We start from the raw sequence: 12,074 nt of genomic DNA on the forward strand, positions 1-12,074 counted from the left end.
ATGGTAGTTGGGGGTCTCCCCCTGTGAGAGTAAGACGTCGCTGGGCAACCAAACAAAACAAGTCGTTACCGATTCCGGTAACGGCTTTTTTGTATTTAAAGTTAAGATAGATGTTCTAAGAAAACTTCAATATAGTTGAACCAGTCATATTTAATTATTGTTATTTTACGCATGCCTGCGAAAATTCTATTATGCTCTTCTAATGCGCTAGCATAATACATAGTCTCACAGTGACCCGCTTAGCATAGAATCTAAGACTAAGGCCGTTATATAAATTAGAACTTTTAACCTCAAATTACAAGGATTCTCAGCAAAAGAAATGTTGTTATTTTAAGTGAGTTAAATGTCTTAGTAAAAATTGAAAATGTTTTATAATCATTCTAATTAAGTATTCTAAATAGTTTTTCTTTTGTCAGTTTCTTGACACACCATATCCGCGCTGATAACCTTACAATAATATTTAAAAGGAAGCAGGAGGCGCGTCTACTTATGTGGGAATCGAAATTTGTAAAAGAAGGCTTAACGTTTGATGATGTATTGCTTGTACCAGCTCATTCGGAAGTTTTACCGAAAGATATTGATTTGTCCGTTGAATTGACACCAACTCTTAAGTTGAAGATTCCAGTGATCAGTGCAGGCATGGATACCGTAACGGAAGCTAAGATGGCTATTGCGATGGCTCGCCAAGGCGGATTAGGGATCATTCACAAAAACATGAGCATCGAAGAACAGGCTGAACAAGTTGTCACTGTCAAACGTTCAGAGAACGGCGTTATTACAGATCCTTTCTTTTTAACACCGGAACACCAGGTTTATGATGCTGAGCATTTGATGGGCAAATACCGCATTTCGGGTGTGCCGATTGTTAACAATAAAGAGGAACTGAAGCTTGTCGGGATTATTACGAACCGCGATTTGCGTTTTATCCAGGATTACTCGTTGAAAATTAACGATGTTATGACAAAAGAGAAGTTGGTCACCGCTCCTGTCGGGACGACGTTGGAAGATGCTGAAAAGATTTTGCAGCAATATAAAATCGAGAAATTGCCGATCGTCGATGACCAAGGTGTACTTAAAGGGTTAATTACTATTAAGGATATTGAAAAAGTTATCGAATTCCCGAATGCAGCCAAAGACAAGCACGGACGTCTGCTGGTCGGTGCCGCTGTTGGCGTTACTTCTGACACAATGAAACGCGTTGAACATTTGATGAAGGCTTCTGTCGATGTGATCGTATTGGACACGGCTCACGGCCATTCTGCAGGCGTTTTGGGCATGGTTCAGCAGATTCGTGCAGCGTATCCGGAGTTGGCGATTATTGCAGGAAACGTCGCGACTGCTACGGGCACGAAGGCATTGATCGATGCCGGTGCAGACGTGGTGAAAGTCGGAATCGGACCCGGCTCTATCTGTACGACACGAGTAGTAGCAGGGGTTGGTGTTCCACAAATTACGGCTGTTTACGACTGCGCAACAGAAGCGCGCAAGCACGGCAAAGCAATTATCGCTGATGGCGGAATCAAATATTCCGGAGATATCATTAAAGCTTTGGCAGCTGGCGGGCATGTTGTTATGCTCGGAAGCTTGCTGGCTGGTACAACTGAAAGCCCAGGAGACACTGAAATCTTCCAGGGACGCCAATTTAAAACTTACCGAGGCATGGGATCAATCGCTGCTATGGAAAAAGGTTCAAAAGATCGCTATTTCCAGGATGATGCGAAAAAATTGGTTCCAGAAGGCATCGAAGGCCGCATGCCGTATAAAGGACAGCTTTCGGATACAATCCACCAATTGCTTGGAGGCATTCGTGCTGGAATGGGCTATTGCGGAACAAAAAATTTACAGACATTGCGTGAAGAAGCGCAATTTATTCGGATGACAGGTGCTGGTTTGCGCGAAAGCCATCCGCACGATGTCCAAATTACTAAAGAGTCTCCTAACTACTCTATTTGATAGACCTATCGGCACCTTTTCCATCATTTTCTTGATGGAAAAGGTGCTTTTTTCATGTTTTTATTTTTGGGTGCAAAGAATATGCTAAAATAGCATGTGGAATCTTATAGACGGAGGTATTTATACAAGTGAAAAAGATTTTTAATAAAGGATTACTGACAGCCTTGCTGGCTGCATTGACATTGACTGCAATTGTTCCGCAGCAGGCACAAGCGGAAGAATCGTTAAATATAATGGCGGAAGCCGCGATTTTGGTAGATGCCGAGAGCGGTAAAATTCTCTATGAAAAAAATGCTGAAACACCTTTAGGGGTTGCCAGCATGACCAAGATGATGACGGAATACTTATTGTTTGAAGCGATCGAAGAAGGACGGGTTACTTGGGATCAGGAGTACCAAGTGACGGATTATGCCTATCAGATTTCTCAGGATATGCGCTTGAGCAATGTGCCGTTTCGCGAAGACGGCGTTTATACTGTAAAAGAAATGTATGAAGCGATGGCAATTTTCTCGGCCAATGCAGCCACCATCGGCATTGCTGAGACGATTGCAGGAACAGAAAGCGAGTTTGTCCGCTTGATGAATGAAAAAGCCGAAGAAATGGGCTTGGAAGAAACGACTTTCGTCAATTCAACAGGGCTCAGCAATTCAAGCTTGATGGGAATGCACCCGGAAGAAACCGAAGAAACGGGTGAAAATATCATGCCGGCGCGTTCAGTTGCCAAACTGACAAAAATTCTGCTGGACGATTATCCAGAGGTACTGGACACGACAAAAATTCCGGTGATGAATTTTCGTGAAGGAACGGTGGATGAAACGCGGATGGAAAACTGGAATTCCATGCTGCCGGGCTTGATTTACGAGTACGAAGGGGTGGACGGATTGAAAACCGGCAGCACGGATTTTGCCGGTTACTCGTTTGCAGGAACAGCAACGCGTGATGATACCCGTTTTATCACGGTAGTCATGGGTGCTGTAGACAATGAAGGCGAAGGTTCTTACAAAGCTCGTTTTGAAGCGACGCGTGCGTTGTTCGATTTTGGTTTTGGCCAGTTCACGACAGAAGAAATCATTCCTGCAGGGTACCAGTTTGAAGGACAGGAAACTTTAGCTGTTGAAAAAGGTGTGGAAGAAGAAGTAGCGATTGCCGTCAAAGAGCCTGTATCCATGATGATCCGTACAGCAGATAAGGATATGTATCAGCCGGAATTGCAGCTGGACGATGCAGTCGTTCAGGATGGCAAGCTTGAAGCGGCTGTAGAAAAGGATTTAGTGGTAGGAACGCTCCAACTGACAACAGCAGATGGCACAGACTATGGCTATTTGAGCGGCAGTGGAACTAAAGTCGAAGTGGCGACCACTGAATCTGTCGAGCGTGCCAATTGGGCTTCCCTAGCAATGCGCGATGCTGGAGGATACTTGTCGTCTCTTTGGGACGATGCCGGTAGTTTTGTAAAAGGGTTATTTTAATAGGAAAAGCCGTTCATCTTTTCGGATGAACGGCTTTTTTCATTGGATTTCCCAGCAGGACATCAAGTCGGTGATGCCAGAGTGGATTTCTTGTTCCGACAAGCCGCCGAACCCAAGGACAATTTTTGGCTGAGTGCCGTCTCTTTTATGAACGTCGTAGGACTGCAGGCCCGTGACGCGGATACCAGCTTCTTTAGCGCGTTTTACAAGCTCTTCTTCGCTCAATAAAGTCTCGATGGTGAGAACGATGTGCATGCCAGCTTGTTCGCCTGAAACTGCAACTGCTGGAGCGAATAAAGCCAGAGACGAACTCAGCTGTTTGATTTTTTTCTGATACAGTTTGCGCATGCGGTTGAGATGGCGCGCGAAATGGCCATCTTTCATGAATTTGGCGACCAGCTGCTGATCGTGTCTTGGTACGGATGAAGAATAATGCAGAAAGGTCTTTTGGTACGCCCGCAGCAGCCGTTTCGGCAGAACCATATAAGCGATGCGCAGGGAAGGCATGAGTGATTTGGAAAAGGTGCTGATATAGATGACCCGGTCGCTTAAGTCCATGCTCTGCAAAGCGGGAATCGGTCGGCTGGTGTATCGGAATTCGCTGTCGTAATCGTCTTCGATAATATAGCGTTCCGGCTTGGCGGCAGCCCAGTTGAGCAATTGCGCCCGCTTAGTGGCACTCAGCACAGAGCCAGATGGAAACTGGTGGGAAGGAGTAACATACGCCACATCCACATCAGAAGCTTCCAATTCACCGACGTTGATGCCGTCAGGATCCAGTTCAATAGGAATTGCCTGGCGGTCGTGATGGCTGAAAATGCTGTGGGTCAGCGCATAACCGGGATTCTCATAGCCATAGACCAAGGTTTTATCGAGAAGGCGGATGAGCAGGGGCAGAAGCTGCTCGGTACCGGACCCGATGACAATCTGGTCCGCATCACAAACTACGCCGCGGGACTGATACAGGTAGCGGGCAATTTCCTGGCGCAGTGCATCGTCGCCTTGGGGATGGCCGGATAGCAGCCATTCATGATTGGACTCATCCAGAATGTCGCGTGTCAGTTTACGCCAGGTGGCAAATGGAAATGAGTGCGTATCAATGCTGGCAGAGTTAAAATCCACTTTATAGGAAATGCTTTCTTTTGGAACCGGCTCGTCATGGGAAATATCCAAATAAGCAAGTTCTTCGACTGGCTGGGCATAAAATCCTTTGCGCGGCCGAGATTCAATAAACCCTTCAGCGACCAGCTGGGAATAGGCGAGTTCCACAGTTGTTTGGCTGATTTGCAGGTAATCTGCCAACTTCCGCTTGCTTGGCAATTTAGTATTCACCTGGATGGTGCCATCAATGATGGCTTTTTTTATTTCACGGTAAAGCTGCTTGTATAAAGGAGTTTGAGACTGTTTTTGAAGTTGAAACATGAGCATATCCAATAGCTTTCCTCCAACTGACCTTATTGAAATGAATGGAACTGAGTCTTTTTATATGGTCAATCTCTATTATACTGAATTTATTAACAAATAGGGGGAATTAGTAAATGACTCAACATGGAACAGATCGTGTAAAAAGAGGAATGGCTGAAATGCAAAAAGGCGGAGTGATTATGGATGTGGTCAATGCAGAACAGGCGCGTATTGCTGAAGCTGCTGGAGCCACTGCTGTTATGGCGCTGGAACGTGTGCCGTCTGATATCCGCAGGGATGGTGGAGTAGCCCGCATGGCCGATCCGCGCATTACGGAGGAAGTAATGAAAGCCGTATCGATTCCAGTCATGGCGAAAGCGCGCATTGGCCATATTGTGGAAGCCCGGATCCTGGAAGCGATGGGTGTCGATTATATTGACGAAAGCGAAGTATTGACGCCTGCTGATGAAGAATTTCATTTATTGAAAAACCAATACACCGTGCCATTTGTCTGCGGCTGCCGGAATTTAGGCGAAGCAGCGCGCCGAATCGGTGAAGGGGCTTCCATGCTGCGCACGAAAGGCGAACCGGGTACAGGCAATATTGTCGAAGCGGTCCGTCATTTGCGCCAGGTAAATGCGGAAGTGCGGAAAGTGATTGCCATGAGTGAAGATGAATTGATGACCGAAGCCCGCAACCTTGGAGCTTCCTATGAATTTTTAAAAGAAGTGAAAAGCCTGGGCCGTTTGCCGGTAGTCAATTTTGCGGCGGGCGGCGTTGCAACACCGGCGGATGCGGCATTGATGATGGAACTTGGAGCGGACGGCGTATTCGTTGGATCGGGCATCTTCAAATCGGATAATCCCGAACGGTTTGCCCGTGCCATTGTCGAGGCGACGACGCATTACCAGGATTACAAGCTGATCGCGGAGCTGTCGAAAGATCTGGGCATTGCCATGAAAGGCATTGAAATGTCAACGATTGCTGCAGGCGAACGCATGCAGGAGCGGGGCTGGTAAGGATGAAACGAGTTGGAGTTCTCGCTTTGCAAGGAGCTGTCCGGGAGCATCTCCAGTCAATTGCAGCATGTGGAGCAGAAGCGGTTCCGGTAAAATGGCCAAAGGACCTTGAAAGGCTGGATGCACTCATCTTGCCGGGCGGTGAAAGCACGGCGATGCGGCGATTGATCGACCACTATGGCTTAATGGATCCGCTTCGGGAGTTTGCCAAAACCGGGAAGCCGATGTTTGGCACGTGTGCGGGGCTGATCCTGCTGGCCAAAACAGTCGTTGGTTCGAATGAAGCGCATTTGGGCGTCATGGACGTAGCCGTTGAACGAAATTCATTTGGCCGCCAAGTGGACAGCTTTGAAGCGCCGCTTGAAATCAAAGGAATCGACGGAGCTTTTGAAGCAATTTTTATCCGTGCGCCTCATATTGTCAGCGTGGGATTGTCAACTGAAGTGCTGTGTGTTCATAATGGAAAAATTGTCATGGCAAAAAGCGGCCAATTTTTGGGCTGTTCGTTCCACCCTGAATTGACCGAAGACCATCGCATCACGGAATATTTTTTAAGCATGATCCCACACAAGTCAGACCTTCTCTTGCCAAATAGATCAATTTATAGTAAAGTATGATTAATTTCAAAGAAGAAACGTTGATGGGAAGTAGTAAAGCGATTGTTTTTCCAAAGAGAGCCGGTGGTTGGTGCAAACCGGTGAAAAACGCGTTTGAATCCACCCCGGAGTTGCATGGCGAAAAAAGCCATTGCCGGTTTTAATACCGTTATGTGATGAAGAGGATTGGCTTATGCCGATCAATCAGGGTGGCAACGCGGGTAGCTCTCGTCCCTTTACCAGGGGATGGGGGCTATTTTTGTTGTCTTTTTTTATGTAATTCCAATTTTGAGGAGGAAATGGTATGTTGGATATTCGTTTTGTACGTGCAAATTTTGAAGAAGTAAAAGCCAAACTGGCCAAGCGCGGAGAAGATATTTCGGTGCTGGATGACTTTGAAGGATTGGATGTAAAACGTCGCGAATTGATTGCGCAGACCGAAAAATTAAAGGCGGAACGCAACGAAGCGTCTCAAAACATCGCCGCGATGAAACGGGCAAAAGAAAATGCGGACAACGCCATTGCGAAAATGCGGGAAGTCGGCGAAGCGATCAAAGCCATTGATGAAGAGCTGCGGAAAGTGGAAGAAAGCTTAAACTACATCATGATGCGTGTACCGAACATTCCGCATGACAGCGTTCCATTCGGCGATTCCGAAGACGACAACGAAGAAATCCGCATATGGGGCGACAAGCCGGAATTTGGTTTTGAAGTAAAAGCGCATTGGGATCTGGGCACCGATCTGAACATCATCGACTTTGAACGTGCAGCTAAAGTAACCGGAAGCCGCTTTGTTTTTTACCGTGGACTCGGGGCACGTCTGGAGCGCGCATTGATCAACTTTATGATGGACCTTCATCAAGAAGAGCATGGCTATGAAGAAATGCTGCCTCCGTATATGGTCAACCGTGAAAGCTTGACCGGCACTGGCCAATTGCCGAAATTTGAAGAAGACGCCTTCCTGATCGAGAAAGAGGATTATTTCCTGATTCCAACATCCGAAGTGCCGGTAACAAACTTTTACCGCGATGAAATTTTGGCAGCAGATATGCTGCCGCAGGCCTTTGCGTCTTACAGCGCGAATTTCCGCTCTGAAGCGGGTTCTGCGGGCCGGGACACACGCGGGTTAATCAGACAGCATCAATTCAATAAAGTCGAGCTGGTGCGCTTTGTGAAGCCTGAGGATTCTTATGACGAATTGGAGAAATTGACGGGCCATGCGGAGAAAGTGCTTCAACTTTTAGGGCTGCCATACCGCGTCCTGAAAATGTGTACAGCAGATCTTGGTTTTACAGCTGCCAAGAAATACGACATTGAAGTTTGGATTCCAAGCCAGGATACGTACCGGGAAATTTCTTCTTGCAGTAATTTTGAGGATTTCCAGGCACGGCGTGCGAATATCAAATTCCGCCGGGAAGCAACCGGCAAACCTGAATTTGTCCACACCTTGAACGGTAGCGGCTTAGCAATCGGCCGGACTGTGGCAGCGTTGCTCGAAAACTGCCAGCAGGAAGACGGTTCAATCAACATACCAGAAGTGCTGCAGCCATACATGGGCGGCAAAAAGACAATCAATTAATAAGAAGGCTCAAAAGCATATTGCTTTTGGGCTTTTTTGTTTGGAAAAGAGGGTAAGGAAAAGAAAGAACGGAGGAGTTAGTTGATGGAAAACGTGAAATTTCAATTCATAGAAACGAATGGCATCAAACTTCATACGGCTGTAGCCGGACCTGAGGATGGCCCATTGGTGGTTTTGCTGCACGGCTTTCCAGAATTTTGGTTTGGCTGGAAAAACCAGCTTCAGTTCCTGGCAGAAAAAGGCTATCGGGTGGTGGTGCCGGACCAGCGCGGTTATAATTTGAGCGATAAACCGGAAGAAATCGATCATTACACTGTCGACTTTCTGCGGGACGATATTATTGGCATCATTGAGCATTTCCAAAAAGAAACAGCCATTATTATCGGACACGATTGGGGCGGTGCAGTGGCCTGGCATCTGGCAGCTACACGGCCTGAGTACGTGGAAAAGCTGCTTGTCCTGAACATCCCGCATCCAAAAGCGATGCCGCGTGTCTTCAGGAAAAATCCGCTGCAATGGATAAAGAGTTCCTATATTGCTTTTTTTCAGCTGCCTAATCTGCCTGAAAAGGCTCTCGGTAAGGGAGAGTTCAAAGCGATGCAGCAAAGCCTTGAGCAAACCAGCAATAAGAACACTTTCTCCAAACAGGAAATCGAGCAATACAAAGCGGCGTGGTCCCAGCCCGGTGCACTGACAGCGATGCTCAACTGGTACCGAGCCATCCGGCGGGGAAGTTTGGGGCAAGTGCCCGAGACAAAAATCCAGGTGCCAGTCAGAATCATTTGGGGTCTCGGCGACCAATTTCTGTCTCCGATGCTGGCAAAAGAAAGCCTAGCATTTTGTGAAGACGCCGATTTGGTATTTGTCGGCGAAGCGACTCATTGGGTCCACCACGAACAGCCAGAAATCGTCAACCGGCTGATGGATCAATTTATCAACGAATAAAAAGCGGAAGACCCGTTTACAGGGTTTTCCGCTGTTTTTTTTTGATTTCCCGAAGATTCCGGAAAAATTGGGTCAGCAGCTGCCCGCATTCTTCAGCCATGACATTTTCCGTTACTTGGCATTGGTGGTTAAAGCGGTCATCGTTCAGCAGCCGGTATAAGGAGTCTACACTGCCGGCTTTGGCATCCCGTGCGCCGTAAACGACATGGGGAATACGGGATTGCAAGATAGCTCCTGCACACATCGGGCACGGCTCTAACGTAACGTAAATCTTTGTGTCTTCCAGCCGCCAGTTGCCAAGATGCTGGCACGCTTCCTGGATGGCCAACAGTTCGGCATGCGTGACAGCATTTTGTGTCGTCTCCCGCAGGTTGTGCGCACGGGCAATCACTTGGTCCTGATAGACGATTACAGCGCCGATCGGAACTTCACCTTTGGCTCCTGCTTTTTGCGCTTCTTCAATTGCCAATCCCATATAAAAATGGTCTTTTTCTAGTCCGTTCATGATGCATCGCTCCTTGGCTCTAGTGTAGCATTTTCCATCAGCAAAAAAAGCAGGAAAAGGCAGGCAGACAAAAAACACATAACAGCGTAAAATGGAGAGATTAGAAACCGGGGAGTGATTCAAGGGTGAAACAGCATAAAAAGGAAAAACCGCTGCATTTTACGGTACGCTTTATCTTCATGTTCATTGGTGCCGCCATGGCAGCCGCATCCATTGAATTATTCTTGGTTCCCAATTCGATCATTGATGGCGGAATTATTGGGATTTCGTTAATATTGGACTATTTAACGGTAATTCCCTTTGGTGTTTTGCTGGTCGCCATCAACTTGCCGTTTCTTTATTTTGGCTATAAGCACATCGGCCGCAATTTTTTTATCTCTTCGATCTTTTCCATCGTCGCATTGGCATTGATCGAAATTCCGATGCACCAAATTGAGCCGTTTGTGGAAGATCCGCTTTTGGCTACCGTCTTTGGCGGCCTGCTTCTTGGAGCGGGTGTCGGAATTGTTATCCGCAATGGCGGGGCGCTTGATGGAACGGAGATTCTTGGGATTTTATTGATGAAAAAGCTGCCATTTTCGGTCGGCGAATTTGTTATGTTCTTCAATGTCTTCATCTTCGGATGGGCTGCTTTTGTGCTCGGGATGGAACAGGCGATGTATTCCGTATTGACGTATTACATTGCTTCAAAAACCATCGATGTGGTCATTCAGGGCTTGGACGATACGAAAGCGGTGCTGATCATATCGGAAGAGTACGAAGAAATCGGATTGGCTATCAACGACCGCCTTGGCCGCAGCTTCACCAAACTGCACGGCAAAGGCGGCTACCTCAATTCGCCGAAAGATGTTATTTATGTGGTGGTCACACGCCTGGAAATCACCAAGCTCAAGCAGATTGTGGCAGACATAGATTCCAAAGCCTTTTTGACCATCATGGCGACGCAGGAAGTCCATGGCGGAACGTTCAAAGCACCGATACATTGATTAAATTGCCAACTTTTCACTCTACTTTTAACCAGAGCTGTGTGTTAAAATAAATGGCATTGCAATTTACTTGAATCGAAAAAGGAGGACTTCGTATGCCGGTGCCATTCATCACGGTAGAAGGTCCGATTGGTGTAGGGAAAACTTCGCTGACCAAAGCGCTCGCCGATCAAAATCAATTTCAGCTGTTAAAGGAAATTGTTGACGAAAACCCGTTTTTAAATAAATTCTACGAAGATATAGCAGAGTGGAGCTTCCAAACGGAGATGTTCTTTCTGTGCAATCGCTACAAACAATTGGCCGACATCCAGAAAAAGTTCATTTCGAACCGTGAACCGGTCGTAGCGGATTACCACATCTTTAAAAATCTCATCTTTGCGAAGCGTACATTGCCGGAAGCCGAATACGCAAAGTACGAAGCCATCTACAAAATCCTGACGGTGGATATGCCGAAACCGAATATGGTCATTTATCTGCACGCCAGCCTGGATACATTGATGAAGCGCATCAAACTGCGTGGCCGTGAATTCGAACAGATGATCACGCCGGAATACATGGAGCAGTTGGCTGCGGATTATCATGAGTTTATTGAACGCTTTGAACGCGAACACCCTGAAATTCCAGTGCTGCGTTTTAATGGCGACGAAATTGACTTTGTTCAAAACAGCGGTGATCTTCAGCTGATCTTGGACAAGGTGGATGGAACTTTACAAAAGAGGAGTTTGACCTTATGAATTTACGAGAAAAATACGGCATTCCACAGAATGCGGTAATTACTATAGCTGGTACGGTAGGTGTCGGGAAATCTACGATGACCAAAGCATTGGCGGATGCTCTGCAGTTCCGTACTTCATTTGAAAATGTTGATACCAATCCATATTTGGATCTGTTTTATGACGATTTTGAGAAATGGAGTTTCCATCTGCAGATCTATTTCCTGGCTGAACGCTTTAAAGAGCAGAAGCGAATGTTCGAATACGGCGGCGGATTTATCCAGGACCGTTCGATTTACGAAGATACCGGTATTTTCGCGAAAATGCATTGGGAAAAAGGCACGATGAACAATGTAGATTACGAAACGTACACCAATCTGTTCGAGGCGATGGTCATGACGCCATATTTTCCGCACCCGGACTTGCTGATTTACCTGGAAGGCTCGATTGAAGACATTCTTTCCCGCATCCAAGAACGCGGACGGGCAATGGAGCAGCAGACACCGGTAGATTACTGGCTGGAAATGCACCAACGCTACGAAAATTGGATCAATTCCTTTAATGGATGTCCAGTCCTGCGTTTGAATATCAACGACTATGACTTGATGAACGACCCAGATTGCTCCGAGCAGATCGTGGAGCGCATTGGCGGATTCATGAAACAAACTTCAATTCTACGCAAATAAAGAAGCCCTTGAGCAGCATTGCTCAAGGGTCAGACTGTAGACAAACTCGATACATTCGAGGTGTCTGCGGTCTTTTTTGTGTTGGAAAATAATCGCTCCGGTCGCTTTGGGGATGGCTCCCGCTAGAAGCCAGAAGACCCCCTGTCTTCTGGCTTCGCCTCCCCCGTGGACGCGCCTTCGCTAATGGGTGGTTGTTATGGTTTGGAATAGGAAAATAGC

At 46.9% G+C, this 12,074-nt stretch carries 11 protein-coding genes and 1 other annotated feature; of the genes, 9 read left to right on the top strand and 2 right to left on the bottom strand.

What is annotated here, in order from left to right:
- Positions 1-489: 489 nt before the first annotated feature.
- Positions 490-1,953, top strand: a complete 1,464-nt coding sequence (gene guaB / locus QOZ98_RS18695; RefSeq protein ID WP_308788744.1) for an IMP dehydrogenase — start codon at positions 490-492, stop codon at positions 1,951-1,953.
- Positions 1,954-2,081: 128 nt separating this feature from the next.
- The gene (locus tag QOZ98_RS18700; RefSeq protein ID WP_308788745.1) at positions 2,082-3,422 is read left to right on the top strand and encodes a D-alanyl-D-alanine carboxypeptidase family protein; all 1,341 of its coding nucleotides are present in this window, start codon (positions 2,082-2,084) and stop codon (positions 3,420-3,422) included.
- A gap of 39 nt (positions 3,423-3,461) precedes the next feature.
- On the opposite strand, the gene pdxR is transcribed toward QOZ98_RS18700, so the two are convergent.
- Positions 3,462-4,856 carry a MocR-like pyridoxine biosynthesis transcription factor PdxR gene (pdxR, locus tag QOZ98_RS18705; RefSeq protein WP_308788746.1) on the bottom strand — a complete coding sequence of 465 codons (1,395 nt, stop codon included), beginning with the start codon at positions 4,854-4,856 and terminating at the stop codon, positions 3,462-3,464.
- Positions 4,857-4,960: 104 nt separating this feature from the next.
- Between pdxR and pdxS the strand changes: the two genes are divergently transcribed.
- From pdxS to QOZ98_RS18725, 4 genes are all read left to right on the top strand, one after another.
- A complete protein-coding gene (pdxS, locus tag QOZ98_RS18710; protein ID WP_308788747.1) occupies positions 4,961-5,845 on the top strand; it encodes a pyridoxal 5'-phosphate synthase lyase subunit PdxS in 885 nt (294 codons plus the stop codon).
- A 2-nt stretch (positions 5,846-5,847) separates the two neighbouring features.
- Complete coding sequence (gene pdxT, locus QOZ98_RS18715) at positions 5,848-6,462, top strand: pyridoxal 5'-phosphate synthase glutaminase subunit PdxT (protein WP_308788748.1); 615 nt, start codon at positions 5,848-5,850, stop codon at positions 6,460-6,462.
- Between the two features lie 11 nt (positions 6,463-6,473).
- Positions 6,474-6,680, top strand: a binding site (T-box leader).
- Between the two features lie 65 nt (positions 6,681-6,745).
- Positions 6,746-8,020 carry a serine--tRNA ligase gene (gene serS / locus QOZ98_RS18720; protein ID WP_308788749.1) on the top strand — a complete coding sequence of 425 codons (1,275 nt, stop codon included), beginning with the start codon at positions 6,746-6,748 and terminating at the stop codon, positions 8,018-8,020.
- 84 nt (positions 8,021-8,104) lie between these two features.
- Positions 8,105-8,965 carry an alpha/beta fold hydrolase gene (locus QOZ98_RS18725; protein ID WP_308788750.1) on the top strand — a complete coding sequence of 287 codons (861 nt, stop codon included), beginning with the start codon at positions 8,105-8,107 and terminating at the stop codon, positions 8,963-8,965.
- Positions 8,966-8,981: 16 nt separating this feature from the next.
- Here the strand turns inward: QOZ98_RS18725 and tadA are convergent, their stop codons facing one another.
- Entirely contained in the window at positions 8,982-9,470 is a 489-nt protein-coding gene (tadA, locus tag QOZ98_RS18730) for a tRNA adenosine(34) deaminase TadA (RefSeq protein ID WP_308788751.1), read from the bottom strand.
- A 179-nt stretch (positions 9,471-9,649) separates the two neighbouring features.
- Here tadA and QOZ98_RS18735 point away from each other — a divergent pair, with 179 nt between their 5' ends.
- The 3 genes from QOZ98_RS18735 to QOZ98_RS18745 all read left to right on the top strand — a co-directional run bounded on the left by QOZ98_RS18735 (position 9,650) and on the right by QOZ98_RS18745 (position 11,855).
- On the top strand, positions 9,650-10,456 hold the full coding sequence (locus QOZ98_RS18735; protein ID WP_308788753.1) for a YitT family protein: 807 nt from the start codon (positions 9,650-9,652) through the stop codon (positions 10,454-10,456).
- Positions 10,457-10,551: 95 nt separating this feature from the next.
- Positions 10,552-11,190 carry a deoxynucleoside kinase gene (locus tag QOZ98_RS18740; protein WP_308788752.1) on the top strand — a complete coding sequence of 213 codons (639 nt, stop codon included), beginning with the start codon at positions 10,552-10,554 and terminating at the stop codon, positions 11,188-11,190.
- Positions 11,187-11,855, top strand: coding sequence for a deoxynucleoside kinase (locus QOZ98_RS18745; RefSeq protein ID WP_142830896.1), 669 nt, complete (start codon positions 11,187-11,189; stop codon positions 11,853-11,855). Before QOZ98_RS18740 ends, QOZ98_RS18745 begins: the two co-directional genes overlap by 4 nt.
- Positions 11,856-12,074 lie beyond the last annotated feature (219 nt).

This window comes from Planomicrobium stackebrandtii, assembly GCF_030814955.1.
In the GTDB taxonomy this organism is placed as follows: Bacteria; Bacillota; Bacilli; order Bacillales_A; family Planococcaceae; genus Planococcus; species Planococcus stackebrandtii.